Annotated in this window: 12 protein-coding genes and 1 tRNA gene; 7 read left to right on the plus strand and 6 right to left on the minus strand. The window is 56.9% G+C overall.

All coding sequences use genetic code 11. The features are described 5' to 3' along the window. The first annotated feature begins 11 nt into the window (after positions 1–11). The 4 genes from GHN92_RS00080 (at position 12) to GHN92_RS00095 (ending at position 5,407) form a co-directional block, all read left to right on the plus strand. Entirely contained in the window at positions 12–2,780 is a 2,769-nt protein-coding gene (locus GHN92_RS00080; protein ID WP_133144332.1) for an ATP-binding protein, read from the plus strand. An 11-nt stretch (positions 2,781–2,791) separates the two neighbouring features. After that, a complete protein-coding gene (locus tag GHN92_RS00085) occupies positions 2,792–3,988 on the plus strand; it encodes an EAL domain-containing protein (protein ID WP_095021239.1) in 1,197 nt (398 codons plus the stop codon). Positions 3,989–4,078: 90 nt separating this feature from the next. Next, on the plus strand, positions 4,079–4,726 hold the full coding sequence (locus GHN92_RS00090; RefSeq protein ID WP_095003207.1) for a response regulator: 648 nt from the start codon (positions 4,079–4,081) through the stop codon (positions 4,724–4,726). 36 nt (positions 4,727–4,762) lie between these two features. Then, a complete protein-coding gene (locus GHN92_RS00095; protein ID WP_095023120.1) occupies positions 4,763–5,407 on the plus strand; it encodes a response regulator in 645 nt (214 codons plus the stop codon). A gap of 9 nt (positions 5,408–5,416) precedes the next feature. On the opposite strand, the gene GHN92_RS00100 is transcribed toward GHN92_RS00095, so the two are convergent. The 6 genes from GHN92_RS00100 to GHN92_RS00125 form a co-directional block, all read right to left on the minus strand. Then, a complete protein-coding gene (locus tag GHN92_RS00100; RefSeq protein WP_232527630.1) occupies positions 5,417–5,935 on the minus strand; it encodes a fimbrial protein in 519 nt (172 codons plus the stop codon). Positions 5,936–5,942: 7 nt separating this feature from the next. After that, complete coding sequence (locus tag GHN92_RS00105) at positions 5,943–6,434, minus strand: fimbrial protein (RefSeq protein WP_095019676.1); 492 nt, start codon at positions 6,432–6,434, stop codon at positions 5,943–5,945. Between the two features lie 19 nt (positions 6,435–6,453). Further along, positions 6,454–7,380 (minus strand): fimbrial protein, encoded by a 927-nt coding sequence (locus GHN92_RS00110; protein WP_095021237.1) that lies wholly within the window; start codon positions 7,378–7,380, stop codon positions 6,454–6,456. Then, entirely contained in the window at positions 7,373–9,994 is a 2,622-nt protein-coding gene (locus tag GHN92_RS00115; protein WP_133144328.1) for a fimbria/pilus outer membrane usher protein, read from the minus strand. The genes GHN92_RS00110 and GHN92_RS00115 overlap by 8 nt, the downstream gene beginning before the upstream one ends. Before the next feature lie 35 nt (positions 9,995–10,029). Continuing rightward, on the minus strand, positions 10,030–10,728 hold the full coding sequence (locus GHN92_RS00120) for a molecular chaperone (RefSeq protein WP_095019673.1): 699 nt from the start codon (positions 10,726–10,728) through the stop codon (positions 10,030–10,032). Positions 10,729–10,803: 75 nt separating this feature from the next. Further along, on the minus strand, positions 10,804–11,385 hold the full coding sequence (locus GHN92_RS00125) for a fimbrial protein (protein ID WP_095019672.1): 582 nt from the start codon (positions 11,383–11,385) through the stop codon (positions 10,804–10,806). A gap of 281 nt (positions 11,386–11,666) precedes the next feature. Here GHN92_RS00125 and GHN92_RS00130 point away from each other — a divergent pair, with 281 nt between their 5' ends. From GHN92_RS00130 to GHN92_RS00140, 3 genes are all read left to right on the plus strand, one after another. Beyond that, a complete protein-coding gene (locus tag GHN92_RS00130; protein ID WP_153379134.1) occupies positions 11,667–14,921 on the plus strand; it encodes a hybrid sensor histidine kinase/response regulator in 3,255 nt (1,084 codons plus the stop codon). A 102-nt stretch (positions 14,922–15,023) separates the two neighbouring features. Beyond that, on the plus strand, positions 15,024–16,424 hold the full coding sequence (locus GHN92_RS00135; protein WP_095019670.1) for an FAD-binding oxidoreductase: 1,401 nt from the start codon (positions 15,024–15,026) through the stop codon (positions 16,422–16,424). A 99-nt stretch (positions 16,425–16,523) separates the two neighbouring features. After that, positions 16,524–16,599 (plus strand) — tRNA-Phe (locus GHN92_RS00140). The last annotated feature ends 93 nt before the right edge of the window (positions 16,600–16,692 follow it).

The following is a 16,692-nucleotide window of genomic DNA, read 5'->3' on the forward strand; positions in this document are numbered from 1 at the left end:
AGGCTTGCGGCATGAAATCGACCCCCCAAGCCGCTCGAAAACTCCTGCACTTATTTGCCTGTGGCCTGATCGTCGGACTCCTTGCGGGGTCGTTCGTATACTTGCGTGCCGTGTTCAACGAAGAGGTCTCGCAGCGCCGCAGTTTTATGAACGAGGCGGTGTTCAATGCCCAGGATTTTTTCGTCAGCCGCCAGACGCTTCTCAAGAGCCTGGTGCTGGCCACTGTGCCTGATCATCAGGCAGGCCAAACGGTCGCCGGTATTGATCCACAAGAAGAGGTCAACATCAGCCTGGGCAGTGAGGCTGGCCACTGGAACCTTTGGCTGACCCGGCGGATGATGGATTATTTGCACGAAAGCAAAGTCAATCTGTTGTATGTGCCGCAGACGGATAAGCCCAAAGTGGTGTGTTTGTTCGACTCTTCAGGCAACCTTGAACCGCTGCCCAAAGTGGTGTTGCAGCGGCTGCTTGATGAAGGGGCCAAGGCCTTTTCATTTGGTGATGATCTGTGGCTGACCGACAGCAAGGTCCTGAATGCCCCCTTTTATTTATTTTCCCGACTCGATAACCGTAACCTGTCTTCCGGCTGGCTGGGCATTGAGGTCGAGGTTCCGGATCTGGTAGAGGCCTTGCGCAGTGAAAGTGCCGGTGACTTCATGCTGCTCAACGGTCAAGGCCAGATTCTGTTCACCAACGCCGCACAATCCACTCTCGTCAATTCATTGCAGACGCTGGAACCCAAGAATTCGTTTGGCTTTATCGGTAGTGGCTGGTTGCCCGATAGCCTGGCAATCACGAAGAAGCTGGGCTATTCGGGCTGGCAAATCGTTTATGCCTTAGATATCAAATCTCTATTGCCAGTTTTGGGCGGGCCTTTGTTGGGCTGTGTTTTGTTGTTTATTGCCGTCTGCATCGGCTTGCGATTACTGATTGTGCGCATTGATCGGCGCCTGATCACCCCGGGTGAGAAACGCATTCAGGCGCTGGTTGAAAGTGAGGCGTTCAGTCGTGCCGTATTGCAAGTTGCACCGATGGCCCTGTGTGTAATCCGGCGCACAGACGGCACCGTGGTACTGGAAAACTCCTTGTCACAACAGTGGCTGGGTAACGGCACTGAGCGCAGCAAGCTATGCCATGGCTGGATTTCACGCGCGTTCGATGAATGTGACTTGCGCAACAGTGATGAGATCGAAATGGAGGATGGCCGTCTTCTGTACCTGGCCTTTGCCCCTACGCGCTACAAAAGTCAGGACGTGCTGATTTGCGCGTTCAGCGACATCAGCGCACGTAAACAGATTGAAGTAACCCTCGAACGTGCCCGGCAACTGGCGGACCGGGCCAATGAGGCCAAGACTCTGTTTCTGGCAACCATGAGCCACGAAATCCGTACACCCCTGTACGGTGTTTTGGGCACGCTGGAACTGCTGGCGCGTACCGAACTTAATGATCAGCAGAACAACTATCTCAAGGCTATCGAACGCTCATCCGGCAACTTGTTGCAGCTGATTTGCGACGTGCTGGATGTGTCGCGTATCGAGGCGGGTCAGCTGCAACTGGAACTCAACACCTTCAGCCCTCTTGAGCTGATAGAAGAGGTGGTCCTGGGCTACAGTGGCGCAGCCCAGGCCAAGGGCCTGCAGTTGTTTGCATTGATTGATTCAACGGTGCCCGAGTGGCTCAGCGGTGATGTCACCCGCATCCGCCAGATCTTGAATAACCTGCTCAACAACGCCCTGAAGTTCACGGACTACGGAAAAATTGTCCTGCGTCTGAAAATGGACAGCCGTGATGATGAGCGCGTGATGTTGCACTGGCAGGTTTCCGATACTGGCAAAGGTATTGCCCATGAAGAGCAGGCTCATCTGTTCGAGCCTTTTTATCAAGTGGAGTCTGCGAAAAACGTGGTCGCCGGCACCGGGCTGGGCCTGTCCATCTGCAAGCGCCTTATGCACTTGATGAACGGCACCATGCGTCTGGTCAGTGAGCCGGGATTGGGTAGCAGTTTTACCCTGCATCTGCCCTTGGTGCAGGTTAGCGAACCGGCGCGTTTTAGCCCTTTTGGCGAGTTGGCTGCCCGCGTTGTTTATGTGGTTTCCCCCGTGCGCGAACTGGCCGAGTGTTATTGCGCCTGGTTACGCCGTTGGGGTGCGCGGGCTCATCTTGGGGCGCCGAAACCAGGGGATGCATCCGATGCTGCTGTTTTATTGGAGCTGCATCCCGGCGCTGCCCGGCAATTGCTTGAACCTGGCTGGACAGGACCGCTGGTGGTAGCCGCCAGTGACATGTCGGTAGCTCCCGCCGTTGAAAACCCTTGCTGGCAAGCGGACCTGAGCAGCTTGCAGGACGTCTATCGTGCCCTGTGCAAGGCCCAGGGCATGGGTATTGGCAGCGATCTTGAACCGGGTACGGTGAAGACGGAACTCAAGCTCGGTTTGCGCATTCTGGTTGCCGAAGACAATGTGATCAATCAACTGATTCTGCGTGATCAACTTGAAGAGTTGGGTTGCACAGTGACATTGGTCAGCGATGGACTGGAAGCACTCGAGCGTTGGCGCGACGACGATTTTGATCTGCTGCTGACCGACGTCAACATGCCGAAAATGAACGGTTATGAGCTGGCGGCCCGGTTGCGGGCCATGAACATAACGCTGCCGATCATTGGTGCAACGGCCAATGCCATGCGTGAGGAGAGCGAGCGCTGTCTGAATGCGGGGATGAATCACTGCCTGATCAAGCCTTTTACGCTGCACACCCTATACAACTGTCTTCAGCACTTCTAAAGGAGGATCCAGTGAAGCCCTATCGTGTACTGGTCGTTGAGGATCACCCTTTTCAGCATGAGTATTTGCTGAACGTTTTCAATGAGGTGGGTGGCTTTACAGTTGACACCGTTTGGGATGGCGATGGCGCGCTGGAGTGTCTGGCGCGTCATGACTATGACTTGCTGCTCAGTGACTTGCTGATGCCTGTGATGGATGGTGTGCAACTGATCCAGAGAGTTGCCGCCCTGAAAAATAAACCGGCGTTGGCACTGATGAGCGCCTCGTCCCGGCGCATGCTGATTAGTGCGGGGCTGGCAGCAAAAAACCTGGGTATTTCAGTGATTGGCCTGATCTCCAAACCGGTCGAGTTCAATGCGGTACAGCGCTTGAAAGAGCGAATGGAGCTTTTCCGCCTTAACGGTGATACGGACCCCTCACTGGCCATTGAAGTCGACCCGCAGAGTATCGAATTGGCCATGGCCAACGGGCAGATTCAAGCATGGTTCCAGCCCAAGAAATCCCTGCGCAACGGCAATATTCTCAGTGCAGAAGCCCTGGTGCGTTGGGTGCATCCCGAGGCCGGCTTGTTATTGCCCAAGGACTTTCTGACCTTGTTGATCAGCCACGGTCTTGAAGAGCGGCTGTTGTGGCTGATGCTGGAGCAAACACTTCAAGCCCAAAGACAATGGCGAGAGCAGGGCTGGGATATTCCGGTTTCAATCAACTTGCCCACGCATTTGCTGGATAACCATGCGCTCGCCGACCGTCTGCGCGACGCTGTGATTGCTGATGGTGGCGAGCCACGCAGTATCGTTTTTGAACTGATGGAGAGTTCAACCACAGAAGAGCTCAGTAATTACTATGCGGGAGCTTGTCGTTTGCGCATGATGGGCTTTGGCTTGGCCCAGGATGATTTTGGCAAGGGATTCAGCTCTTACTTCAATCTGGTTTCCACTCCATTCAGTGAGCTCAAGATTGACCGGTCGCTGGTACATGGCTGTGTCGAAAACGAGAATCTGGCGTCAGCACTGCGCAGCCTTGTTGAACTGAGCCGCAAGCTGGGCCTGACAGTTGTCGCCGAGGGCGTCGAGACACAGGCCGAACTCGAGTTTCTGCGCAGCATCCAGTGTGATCAAGTGCAAGGTTTCCTTATTTGCGGCGCTATATCGTGCGCCGACTTTGAAACTCTTTTACTGGACGATAGCTCTAAGCCATCACCGGGGTAGCTGAGTGCGGCGCCACGGGTCTTGTTCTGCGCTCGATCTGTAGAAACCGGGGGCGCCGGACTTGCCATGTCATCAATGTGGAGCCAGGCAATGCGCGAATTAAAGGTAGTGATTGCCGACGATCATCCAGTGGTGGTACTGGGGCTTCGGGAAATGATTCAACGTGATGAGTATTTCTCCCTGGTAGGCGAGGCGCTGAGCTCGTCGCAGTTGGTCGAGCAGTTGCAGTTGCATCAACCCGAACTGCTGATTACTGATTTCAACATGCCAGGGGATGAAACCTATGGCGACGGTCTGCAACTGATCGAGTACATCATTGAGCATTTTCCCGGGGTCAAGATCCTGGTGCTGACAGTCATGAGCAATCATCTGATTATCTCGCGCTTGCTGGAGCTGGGTGTGGCAGGCGTGATTGCTAAAAGCCATATCCGCGAAGAAATAGGCAAGGCCCTAAGTGCGTTGGCCAACGATCGGGACTATACGGCCCCGGCTGCTCCAGCCATCTCTGTGGTGACTAACCCCAAAGTCATTGATGAACGTTTCTCCACACTTTCACCCCGTGAAGTTGAGGTGCTGAGGCTGTTTGTTGCGGGCAATAGCGTGGGTGATATCGCCCGCCAATTGAACCGCAGCGTTAAAACCGTGAGCACCCAAAAGGTGGCTGCGATGCAGAAGCTGGAAGTGCTTAACGATCATGCCTTGCTGACCTATTGCATCAAAGCGGACCCCTTCGAATAGCTGTAGTGCTCTTCCAGTGCAGGAGTCATGTTTGCCATGCCGCAAATGAAAGTCTTATTGGCCGACGACCATCCGATTGTGTTGATGGGCGTGCGTGAAATCATTGAGCGTGACCCGCGTTTCAAGGTTGTGGGCGAAGCAATGAGTTCCTCGGAGTTGATCGACAAAATTTCGTTACTCAAGCCTGATGTGATTATTACCGACTACAACATGCCGGGTGACGATCAATATGGTGACGGCACTCGCCTGGTGGAGTACCTGCGCCGGCATTTTCCCGAACCCAAGGTATTGATCCTGACCGTTATAACCAATGCACAAGTACTGACCTGGCTGTATGAGCTGGGTATCAGCGGTGTCATTTCAAAGAGCGCTGGGCTTGAGCAGATCCTGGTGGCGCTGGACGCGTTCTATCGCCAAGGGCACTACCAGCAGGACCAGCCGCAAGGGGCCTTGAGTGAGGACGCCGATGACCTTTCGCAAAGGCTCAGCCAACTGACGGTCAAGGAGTTCGAGGTCCTGCGTCTGTTCTCTACGGGGGTGAGTGTGAGCGATGTCGCGCATAGCCTGAACCGCAGCATTAAAACCATCAGTACCCTGAAGATTTCGGCGATGCGCAAACTCAATGTCGACAATGATCAAGCGCTGCTGATCTTGTGCGTCAAGGCCAATCTGTTTGCCTGACGCAGCGGTTTACAGATAGATCATTTCCATCAATAGCGTTGAGCTGTAACTGCCGATTGCGGGCAGTTCCTCCCCGGTCTTGACCGGCCGCACTGAGAGCTGGAGCTTGAGCCGCGTTTCTTCAACCGGGAAGATCAATTGCTCGCCCAGCTTCAGGTCAATCACTTTCAACGTACTGGTCATGTCGCTCAGGCGGGTTTTCAGCCCCAGTCTGTCGAGCGTGGTGCGCAGTGTGCTGCTGTCAAAAGCACCATTGCCGGCGCTGAAACGCAGGTGTACCTGGCTGCCTTTGATGCATTGAAAGTCCAGGCTGACATCGGTCCAGCCGGTGATGTCCGAGTTCAGCGAGTTGAGGTTTGTCTTGGGGATATCCACGCTTTGCGAGGCCGGGAAGTTGGCTGTGCAGGGTGGTTTTATCAGAGTGCCGCCCACCTCTATCAGGGCGGCATCCTCTGCACAGATGGCCGGGCTGAGCAACAGCGCTGCGGTGGACAGCATCGCCACCCACAGGCTCACTCTGGCGAGCATGGACATCTCACAGGTACTCGATACTGATAACAGCCGAAGTGCTGAATGCACCCTCGGTCAACGCACCAAGGGCAATCAACTTTGCTTTCATACTCAGGTCGACCGTGCCGCTCTGGTTGGTCAGGTTGCGTTTGGTCCCGGTAATGTTGGCCGCCGTGCTGTCGCTGTTCCAGAGCAATGAATAAGCCAGATTGGTTTTGCCCGTTGAGGCCTGTGTGGTTGAGCCTTGAATCGTGCGGGCTGCCAGAATGCTCACCGCCAGTACCGAGTTGGCCGGGCAGGTCATGGTGAGGGGGATGTCGATCAGCGCGGCATCGGCCACCTGGTCATAACGCAGGCTGCCGAAGTTGGCGGTCAGCGTCTTGCTGCTGGTCAGGTTGCAGGGCGGACGCGTCAGGGTGCCGCTCAGGTTGATGGTCACAGTGTCTGTTACGGCGTTGGCGGTCGAGCTGAGCAGGCCTGCGAACAGTGTCGCAGCCAATGTCAGGGATAATTTCATGGTTGAGCTCCTTACTTGATCAGAGATAGGTGATGTTGAGGGTGTACTGACTGTAAAAATTTCCGGTAGGCGAAACACTGGTATTCAGGCGCGGGCGAAAACCAAGGCTGATGTTGTTGCTGCCATTGGTCAGCGCCAGCGTGCGTGGGCTGTTGAAGCTCACTGCCGTGTTGGTGTCAGCCCAGGTGGCAGCCATCGACAGACCGGCCAGAGTTGTGGCTGAAACGCCCGGGCTGCCGCTGATGGCCGCCTGGGTGGGTACCAGCGTGGCGGTCGCTTGCGTACCGCGAGTGCAATTCATGGTGATATTGGCAATTTGCTGCGAACTGGCGAAGTCATTGCTGCTGAGTGTGCCAAAGGGCAGGTTGAGGGTTTTTGCCGAGCCCATCGAACAGGCGGGCTGGATGACCCGGAAGCTGAGAATGACGGTCTGCAAGTAGTCGCCGTAAGCCTCATAACCTTGGATAGAGGTGTCTGTGAGCGTGACACTGACCATGTAGTTGCCAGGCGTGACGGGCGCCGTTCCATAAAGCAGAACGTTGTAGGAAAAGGTGTTGCCCACGTACAGCTGCACACAGCTCCACGGCATGCATGTAGTGGTCGCAGTCCCGATGGGCAGCTCGGGAACCATCAGTCCAGAGTTGGTATGAAACACCTGGACCTTGCTGCCTCTGCCCTGGTTGTAGAACTGGCTGTGCTGCAATGACGCGCCAAAGGGAAACCAACGGGTAACCCGGCAGTTGGCTGTCATGTTGGCGGTATAGCTGGTGGATGGCGCAAGGTCGCCCAGCTGAATGATGCCGGTGGTGCCCGTAGGGGTGCATGCGAGGTTGTTTTCAATCAGTGCAAACGCTTGCTGACTGACAAGTCCCAGCAACAGGCAGAGCAGCAACAAGCAGACTTTGACCAGCCCCGGACGAGATGATTTGACGTTTGATTCATGCATCGGGAGTACCTTGAGTGTCTGGCGATTTGGCATCGCAACGGATGGTCAGTTGCCCGATGCCAGTCTCTGACAGGTTGTAGGTGTTCAGGTCCAGGTCCTTGGCGCACCAAGGCTGGCCGTTGACGTTGATCAGCAGCCGCGCCTTGTCCGGCACGCCAGTCATAAATACCCGGCCCTTGTCGGCTACCATCGCGCTGCTCAGCAGAGTGCCCTTGGGGTCATACAGCTGCGCTTCGGCGGCGAAAGGGGCGGGCTTGCCAGTGCTTGAGCTGACGCTGACCAGCAGGCGGCGGCCGTTATGGGTTTCGAAGTTGGCCAGGACAAAGGCACCACGATTGGGGGTGACTTCCTGTACCAGGTTGGCAATGTCGGTGTTGTCCGACAGTGAGTCAGTGTTGAGCGATACCTTGTTTTTGCGGTACGGCTGCGCCGAGGGAATAATCGTGTAGCCACTGCCGTTGGTCTTGATCCCGCTCTTGGTCAGCACGCCCACATCGGCGGCGCCGGGGGTGGCGACAATGATGTTGGTCTCGCCCAATGGCTGGGTGAACATCACGGTATTGCGGATGGCAACCACGCCGCCTTCCACGCCATAGTCCATCTGACGGGTGTTCTGATCCTTGTTATAGGAGCCGTGCCAAATGGCATTGGCCGCGTTGTAGCGGGCCGCCACCGAGCCGCCGAGCACGCGGTCATCGTCACTGATCTGCTGATTGATGCCCAGGTTGTACGACAGGGCATCGTCCTGCAGTTGCGAGCCGCTGAAGGTGGCATTGCGGCTGGCATTGCCGGCGGAGTCCTGGTTGGTGCTCAGGCCGATGCGGCTGCTGCTGCCCGGGCTGCCCAGCGGCAGGCTGACGCTCAGCGACACGCTACGGATGTCGTCGCCCATGCCGCTGTTCTGTGACAGCCCCAGGTTGTAGGAGGCGCTGGCAACACTGAAGCTGTAGCCCAACTGAATGGAGGTATTGCTCTTGGCCCGGTTCCAGTAATCGGTTTTGGTCAGGTTGGCGTACATGCCGCCCCAGGTACCGAATTGTTGCGATACGTTGGCGGTAAAGCTGCTTTTCATATGGCCGGTCAAATAGGGGGAAAACGCCGCACTGTTATTCAGGGTTTCATCGACATAGGGCTCTAGCGAGTTGTTGGAGCGTGCGTTGATTGCCTCGTTGAAGCTGTAATAGCCGCTGGTGGAGTAGCGATAGCCAATCAGGCTGAAGCTGGTATCGGTCAGATCGATGGATTTGGAGTACCGGAAGCGATATGACTGGCCCGACAGCGTTTTGGCGTCTGCGCCCATGTCTTCGCTGATGGCATGGGTCACGTCCAGGGAAATCGCACCAAAGCCGGCAAAGTCGTGGGCAAAGCCAAACAGCGCCGATTTGTATTGTTCGCTGACGATGCTGCCACCGAACAGCGTGGTGCCCTCGGTCAGGCCGCGGCGATAGGTGCCTTGTACAAAACTGGGCTTGGGCGAATTCTGCGCGCCTTCTGCCGGGCGATACTGGCCTGCGGTCACAGCGTAGCTTTGCTGGCCTTCACGCAACATGTAAGGCACAGAGGCAAATGACTGGATGTAGACCTGGCGCTCGCCATTGGGGCCTTCGATGGTGACTTCGATATCGCCGTTGCCCGCGGTCGAGTACAGGTTCTTGAGGGCGAACGGGCCTGACGGCACCCACTGTTCACTGATGACATAACCGCGCTGGCGCAATGTCACCAGCGAGCGGCCGTTGGCAACCCCACGCACTACGGGGGCAAAATTACGCGCATCATCGGGCAGCATGTCCAGATCAGAAGCGATCCCCACGCCGCGGTAAGAGATGGTGTCGAACAGATCGCTGTCGGTGGCGCTTTCACCCACCGTGGCAATGGCCATAAGGTTGCCCAGGTCGCGCTGGACATAGGTGTCCACCGATTTCCAGCTGCCGTCGACGTTAGTGCCTTTTTGCCAGGTCGAGAAATTGCGAAAGCGCCAGGCGCCGCTGTTGAACCCGCTATGAACACTGCCGAACTGGGATTGGCGGCTGCCGAACTGGTTCTCGTAGTCGCTCCCGGAAAAACTGTAGTTGGCGAAGGCCACCTGCTCGCCATCGCTCCAGGTCTTGCGCCGGGTTTCAAACGGCACGCTGCCGATATACGCCTGGGGAACCTGCAGGCTCAAATGCTGCTTGTTGAAGTCGTAATCGTAGGTGACGCCGGTAAGGTCACGGTTGAAGTACACGCAATTGTCGGCGCTGATGTCCGCATTTTTCAGGCGTGTGGGGTCAATTCCCAAATCCATCAGGGCCTGAAGGCTGAAGCAGGGGAACAGGCCGTTGGGAGTCGATATCTGGCTCGCGGTTTCTCGCACAAAGTGCAGGTCGCGCTGCTCCACAAGCCGTTCATCCACTGACAGGTCTACCCGGTAGATCCCCGGAAGTTGACCCTGGCTCATGGCTTTTACTTGCTCGGCCACTTCGCTCGAAGCGTTGCCGCCGCCAATTTCCAGAAAAGAAGAGTCAAAACTGTAGTCTGCATGCACTGCGGTTGTTGCAAGACCTGTAGCCGCAACGGTCATCGTGCTCCAGCACTTTACTCGGCGCGCGAAGGCGCACATGCGCAATCGCAGCATGAGGGGGTCCTTCCATTCAGCGGATTATTCAGTGATCAATGTGGGGTAACGGGTGCGGCCTTGACTGTGCTGCCGTACTCGTTGATGTAGCTAAGTTCTAGGCTGTCGCTGTTTTTCAGCGCTATCGGAGTGGTGACGGTGCTGCCGGGCTTGATAACCTCGGGCATGCCTTTGCTGGCGCTGTTGTTGACCAGCAACTCACTGACCACTACGTTGTAGCCTGACGGGTTATGCACCGCCAATTTCCCGCCTTCGGTCCGCCACTGAAGTTTTTCAACAGCTTCGGGCAATGTGCCCTTGAGGTTGGCAGGGCGATAAAACAGTTTGATCGTGGTCTTGAGTGCTATTTGCAGCACGTTCTGGTTGCGCTGTTCCTCACTCTTGGCCGGGATGGCTTTGACGTTGAGCAAAAACAGGCTTTCTTTGTCGTCGGGCAGGTTCTGAGCGTTGGTGGCAATGATGCGCAGAAGGTTCTGGCCCTTGGCATCCAGGCGAAACAACGGCGGTGTGACAATAAACTCATCGGCGCTGGCGTCGCGGTCATCGAACGGGCTGACCCACGACTGCACGAGATACGGCACACCGTCATCACCCGAGTTTGAGAGTGCAAGGTTGGCTTCTTTCTCCTTGCTTTGATACACAACGCGCGTAGAACCCACGTTGACGCCTGCATGAACCTGGGGCAGCCAGAAGCTTGCTGCCAGTGCCAAAAAGGCTGCAACTTTTAAACGCATTAAGATGTCCTCTGGTTAACGCCAGAGCTCGCGATCAATCGCGATCAACCGCGAGCTCTTCGTTAAATGCATAAATTACTTGTAGGTAACGTCGAAACTGGCCAATGCATTGACTTTACCGGTGCCGATGCCACGCACACCCGGGGTCTCACCCGAAGCTGCGGTGTCGGCAACCAGGCGAACATAGGATGCGGTGAAGTCGAAGGTGTTGGACTGCGGACGCAGAACGTAATCGTTGCTGGCCGTGTTAAGTGGCAACTTGTTACCGGTGCGCGCGTCGTTGATCTGGATACCAACGCCGGGTACCTGGTTGTCACCGGTCATGCCCAACACGGTTGCATCAGTGCCAGCTTGTTGGCCGCTGAATTTGATGGAGGCGTTTTTCAGGGTCGAGCCGCTGCAGTTTTCCAGCGAGATCGAAAATGGTGTGGCGCCAGCAGTGGCGACAGCCCCTACAGTGTTAGGGAAGTCGGCAATACGGACCTGGCCCATATCAACCGCTTTTTTAACGCTTTCGCTGTTGATGGTACATGCGTTGTCGTTGATAGTGCCGGTGAATTCAACCTGACCATCAGCCGCTTGAGCGGTAGCAGCAGCCATTACGATCAGCAGCGAAGAGCCACAAAGCGCGGTGTATTTGCCAAATTTATGAAACATGAGAGAAGCCCTCTACAAACCAATGATGTGTGATTTCCATTATTTAATGCCCCCCCTGCCAACGGCTCGCCGCGGCAGGTGATGCAAAGGATGCAATTGCCAGAGGAGAATCCCCATCAGACAATTCCTGTTCGGCTTGCTCAGGCCATTTCGAGGGCGCAGAAGTGGCGGCGCAAGGCTCGTGGCGAGCGCAGTGGGGGCTGGCGGATAGTGCAATGTGTAACCCTTTGGCTAGCAACAGGCTTGCCTATTTCCTCCCAGGTCATCGACGGCGCTAAATCATGAAGCAAGCTAAGGTACGTCTCGGTGCGCTGGCACTGAGCTCACTCAGACTTAACAAACTATTGCTCCTGCTCACCGGGTTTGCCCTGCTGCTGGTGAGCATGAGCTATTGGGCGGTTAATCGAGTGCTGAAGGAGGAGGGCGAGAAGACGGATTTTCATTTCGCGCGGCTGATGGAAAGCATTCATGAGCATGAGACCTTTTTGCGTATTGCCGTTCAAAGCTACAGTCAGGCCAATGAAAACCTGCTGATAGATAGCCAACCGCACTCGCACGAGGTACTGATCCGTCAGGGCGATGAGCGCTTGTTCCAGAACCGTGACACGGCCAAGTCATTGCCCTTTACGGTGAGCCAGCGAGACAAGTTCACCCATGCCGAAATGCAGGGCGTCTACTCGCTCGGTGTGCAGTTGACCGACCTTTTCACGGCTTACTGGTCCGATTCCCACTATGTGGCGCCGCAGGTATTTGTTTTTTCCCCCAGCGATCAATTCACTATTGCGGTGCCCGGTATTGAGGGCACGCGGCAGTCCCCCCTGTTGCTCAAAAGCAACTTTTTCGATGTGACCAAACGTTTGTACGATGAACTTATGGTGCATCGCCATGCCCTTGGCAGTGATGAGCTGATCTGGATAAAAGCTCCGCAGGACCTGATTCAAAAGCGCAAGTACATTGTCGGCGCCGTCGGGCTGAATCTGTCGCGCAACTTCATGCCACCGGGGGCTGAAGCCAATGACCTGGTGATCCTGAACGCGTTACTGGACGTCAGCGATATCGGTGATCTGGAGCGCTTGCTGATGCACCCCACCAACAGCCGTTTGACCTTGATCTCGCCTGCCGGCGATGTATTGCTGGGGGACGCCGGGGATGTCGAGGATCTGCCCCTGGGCTTGAGCATTACCCGCGATGGTCTGCGCTTCAAGCTGAGTTCGGGCGGGGCCACGCCCTGGGTCGGGTTGTACGCGATCAGTTATCAGAACTTCTTTGGCTATGCCAAATGGCCTTTGGCCGGCGCGGCGGGCCTGCTGGTGTTGTTTGGGCTGATCGGCTGGCGCTTCAACCGCTGGTACCGCAAGCAAATCATCGAACCTGCCCAGCGTGCCAGCCAGTCCCTGGCCGAGAGCGAAGAATTCAATCGGGCCATGCTCGACAGCGCACCCGTGGGATTGTGCGTGGTCGAGCGCAGCACGGGAGAGATCCTGCTGGAAAACCAGAGGGCGCATGAGTGGCAGGGTACCCCTGAACTGATTGCCCTGCTGAAGCGCGATTATGGTGAGCACGAACTGGGAGAGGTCCAGTTGGAAGTCGCGGGGCGCTATCTGCAGGCCTGTTTTGTCTTTACCCGTTACAAGGGCAAGAACGTGGTGCTCTGTGGTTTCAACGACGTCACCCGGCATGTGGATGACGCCAACCTGATGGAGCAGGAGCGGCGTTCGGCTGACGAAGCGAGCAAAGCCAAGACTCTGTTTCTGGCAACCATGAGCCATGAAATTCGTACGCCTCTATACGGGGTACTGGGCAATCTTGAACTGCTGGGCCTTACGTCTCTGAATGAGCGCCAGCGTGAATACCTGCAGACCATTCAGCGGTCGTCTACGGTGTTGTTTCAGTTGATCAGTGATGTGCTGGACGTCTCCAAGATCGAGTCCGGGCAAATGGCTGTCGAGGCCAAGTCCTTCTGTCCGCTGGACTTGTTTGAAGACTGTGTGCGCAGTTATTCAGCCGCGGCGAGCAATAAGGGCTTGAAGATTTTTGCCTGTGCCGACGCGCAGTTGCCGCCATTGTTGAGTGGCGATGCGGTACGTATTCGGCAAATCATCAATAATTTGCTGAGTAACGCAATCAAGTTCACCGACACCGGCTGGGTTGTCTTCAGGCTCAAGGTGATTGGCATCGAACAAGGGCAGGCCGCGTTGCAGTGGCAGGTTTCCGATACCGGCGTGGGGATCAGCGAAGAGCAACTGACGCGTCTGTTCAAGCCGTTCTCCCAGGTGGGTGGCAGCGAACGTGCAGGCGGTGCGGGGCTGGGCCTGTCCATTTGTGCGAGCTTGAGCGAGATGATGGGCGCGAATTTGCGAGTGGTCAGTGAACCGGGGCTTGGCAGCAGCTTTTCGTTGCATATGAGCTTACCGGTTATCGCCGGTTCACTGGGTAGTTGTGCCGATATCGACCTTGAGGGGGGCCGTGTTTACGTGCGCGCTGCGCGCAATGATATAGGGCAGATCCTGGCAGACTGGTTAAACCATTGGGGCGCTCGCGCCCAGGTTATGCCGGCAGCGCTTCCTCCCGACTACCCTGCAATCCTGCTGGATCTGGACCCTGACCAGCCGCTGACAGTGCCCTGGCAAGGTGAGCGGCTGCTGGCGACCGAGTCGGGGGGCAGCCAGCCGCAAAGAACTGCCCGTGGCTGGGAGGTCAATGCCTATGATATTCGCGCCATTGGCAGAACGCTGATGCAGATCGCCCATGGGGCTGTCCCCCAGGCGTCCGCCAGTGTGGTGCCCTATGCCGCAAAGCTGGAGTTGAATGTCCTGGTCGCCGAGGACAATCCCGTCAACCAGGAGATCCTCAGGGAGCAGCTGGAGGCCCTGGGGGCCCGGGTTACGTTGGCAGACGACGGGCAGCAGGCCCTGTCGCGCTGGAAGGAAGCGTCATTTGATCTGCTGATCACCGACGTCAATATGCCCAGACTCGATGGCTATCAGCTGACGCGCCGCTTGCGTGAGCTTGACCCGCGGGTGCCGATTATTGGTGTGACCGCCAATGCCCTGCGTGAAGAAGGGGAGCGCTGCCTGGAAGCGGGAATGAATGTATGGCTGGTCAAGCCCCTGAGCCTGACCACATTACGCCAGACCTTGTCCGCCTTGTGCGCAGCGCCTGCCGAGCTGCCTGTTGGCGTCCATGATGCCCCCGATGCACCCCTGCAGACGGATGATCTGCAAGACTGGATCAGCCTGTCGCCAGCCATGCATCGGCTGTTTATCGCCACCATGCAGGAGGATCTGGCGCAGGCTCAGCTGGCGTTGCAGCAGGGCAATACCTCGAAACTGATCAGTTATGTGCACCGGATGCACGGTTCTTTTGCCACGGTGGGCGCTGTCAATTTGGCTGAGGCCTGCAATCAGTGCGAAATTGCCTTGTTGCGTGAGCCCTTGAACCCGGTCTCGGTCGCGGCCAATGAGGTGTTGCTCGAACGTTTGCGCAGGGTGGTCGCGAGGCTGGTTGACGGGGCGTTATATCCCGGCAGCCAGTAACGTTACGGCCACGTTCAGCGGGCTTGCGGATCTGCCGGTGATCACAGTGGCCGTTTGTTGTACCTTGGAATCGTCCCTCCCAACAATAATATGGACGTTTCCATGGCCTCTAACCCTGCATTTCACGCTTCTCCCATGCCCACCCTGCTCGATGCCCTGCGCGAGCTGCTCGGTGAGCGCCTGAGCACTGGCCGAGCCGAGTGCGAGCAACACGGCCGAGGTGAGTCATACCACCCGACCTTGCCGCCGGACGCGGTGTGTTACGCCGAGTCCACGGCCGAGGTGGCGGCCATCGTCAAACTCTGCGCAGCGCAGCGAGTGCCGATCATTGCCTTTGGTGGTGGCACTTCACTGGAAGGCCATGTAGGCGCTACCCGGGGCGGGGTCTGTATCGACCTGAGCCGCATGCAGCGAATCATCGCCGTGCGCCCGGATGATCTGGATGTCACTGTGGAGGCCGGGGTAACCCGCATGCAGCTGAATGCCGAACTGCGTACCACCGGGCTGTTCTTTCCGGTCGACCCGGGCGGTGAAAGTACCCTGGGGGGCATGGCAGCGACCCGCGCTTCAGGGACCAATGCGGTGCGTTACGGGACCATGCGCGAAAACGTGTTGAACCTGACCGTGGTGCTGGCTGACGGCCAGGTGATCAAGACCGGTGGGCGGGCGCGAAAATCATCCGCTGGCTACGACCTCACGCGCTTGTTTGTCGGCTCGGAAGGCACGCTGGGGATCATCACCGAAGTCACCCTGCGCCTTTACGGTATTCCGGAAACCACCTGCGCGGCGGTGTGTACCTTCCCGACGATAGCGGCGGCGGTCAGTTCGGTGGTGTCGATCATTCAATATGGCATTCCAGTGTCACGGGTCGAATTGCTCGATGCGCGCACGGTGCAGGCGGTCAACCGTTTCTCGCACATGGGCCTGGTTGAAACGCCGACGCTGTTTTTCGAGTTCGCCGGTTCCCCGGCCAGTGTGGCGGAGCAGGTGGAACTGACCCGGGAGATTGTTGAAAGCAATGGTGCATTGGGTTTTCAGGCGGCTGGCGATGCTGATGCGCGCAATGCCCTGTGGCGTGCCCGGCACAGTGTCCACTATGCAATGCAGTCCATGCGGCCGAATGGTCGGATCTGGAGTACGGATGTCTGCGTACCGATTTCGGCGCTGACCCGGTGCATTGCCGAAACGGCTGAAGATGTGGCCAGGGTTTCATTTTTCGTAGGCATGGTCGGGCATGTCGGGGATGGCAACTTTCACCTGGGGATGGTGGTCGACCCGGGCAATGCCGCAGAACTGGTTGAAGCCGAAGCGCTCAATGAGCGGGTTGTCGAGCGCGCCATTGCCCTTGAGGGCACTTGCACCGGAGAGCATGGCATTGGTTCGGGAAAGATAAAGTTCATGCCCCTGGAGCATGGCGCCGCACTGGGTGTCATGCACCTGGTCAAGCAGGCTCTCGACCCTCTTGGGCTGATGAACCCGGGGAAAATCCTGCCCCAGGGGTGATATCAGGCCTGGGCGGTGATGTAAGCGCAGGTAATCATTGGTCTTTTTTTTATTTCGTGCTTGACGCCCCGACGGTAAAACACGTTTAATTGCCGCCTTGCCCAGATAGCTCAGTCGGTAGAGCAGGGGATTGAAAATCCCCGTGTCGGCGGTTCGATTCCGTCTCTGGGCACCACAACAGCAAAACCCCTGATGCCTTATGGCTTCGGGGGTTTTTTGTTTTCGGGTGGAGCAAATCTGTTCTGCCTATCCCTTTGTCGCCTCGTCA

Source organism: Pseudomonas sp. FSL R10-2964 (assembly GCF_009600035.1).
Taxonomy (GTDB): Bacteria; Pseudomonadota; Gammaproteobacteria; order Pseudomonadales; family Pseudomonadaceae; genus Aquipseudomonas; species Aquipseudomonas bubulae.

What these genes read in the sequence shown, in the direction of transcription:
- GHN92_RS00080 (WP_133144332.1), top strand. Translation starts at nt 12, where the DNA reads ATGAAATCGACCCCCCAAGCCGCTCGAAAACTCCTGCACTTATTTGCC.
- GHN92_RS00090 (WP_095003207.1), top strand. Translation starts at nt 4,079, where the DNA reads ATGCGCGAATTAAAGGTAGTGATTGCCGACGATCATCCAGTGGTGGTA.
- GHN92_RS00095 (WP_095023120.1), top strand. Translation starts at nt 4,763, where the DNA reads ATGCCGCAAATGAAAGTCTTATTGGCCGACGACCATCCGATTGTGTTG.
- GHN92_RS00100 (WP_232527630.1), bottom strand. Translation starts at nt 5,935, where the DNA reads ATGCTCGCCAGAGTGAGCCTGTGGGTGGCGATGCTGTCCACCGCAGCG.
- GHN92_RS00105 (WP_095019676.1), bottom strand. Translation starts at nt 6,434, where the DNA reads ATGAAATTATCCCTGACATTGGCTGCGACACTGTTCGCAGGCCTGCTC.
- GHN92_RS00110 (WP_095021237.1), bottom strand. Translation starts at nt 7,380, where the DNA reads ATGCATGAATCAAACGTCAAATCATCTCGTCCGGGGCTGGTCAAAGTC.
- GHN92_RS00115 (WP_133144328.1), bottom strand. Translation starts at nt 9,994, where the DNA reads ATGCTGCGATTGCGCATGTGCGCCTTCGCGCGCCGAGTAAAGTGCTGG.
- GHN92_RS00120 (WP_095019673.1), bottom strand. Translation starts at nt 10,728, where the DNA reads ATGCGTTTAAAAGTTGCAGCCTTTTTGGCACTGGCAGCAAGCTTCTGG.
- GHN92_RS00125 (WP_095019672.1), bottom strand. Translation starts at nt 11,385, where the DNA reads ATGTTTCATAAATTTGGCAAATACACCGCGCTTTGTGGCTCTTCGCTG.
- GHN92_RS00130 (WP_153379134.1), top strand. Translation starts at nt 11,667, where the DNA reads ATGAAGCAAGCTAAGGTACGTCTCGGTGCGCTGGCACTGAGCTCACTC.
- GHN92_RS00135 (WP_095019670.1), top strand. Translation starts at nt 15,024, where the DNA reads ATGGCCTCTAACCCTGCATTTCACGCTTCTCCCATGCCCACCCTGCTC.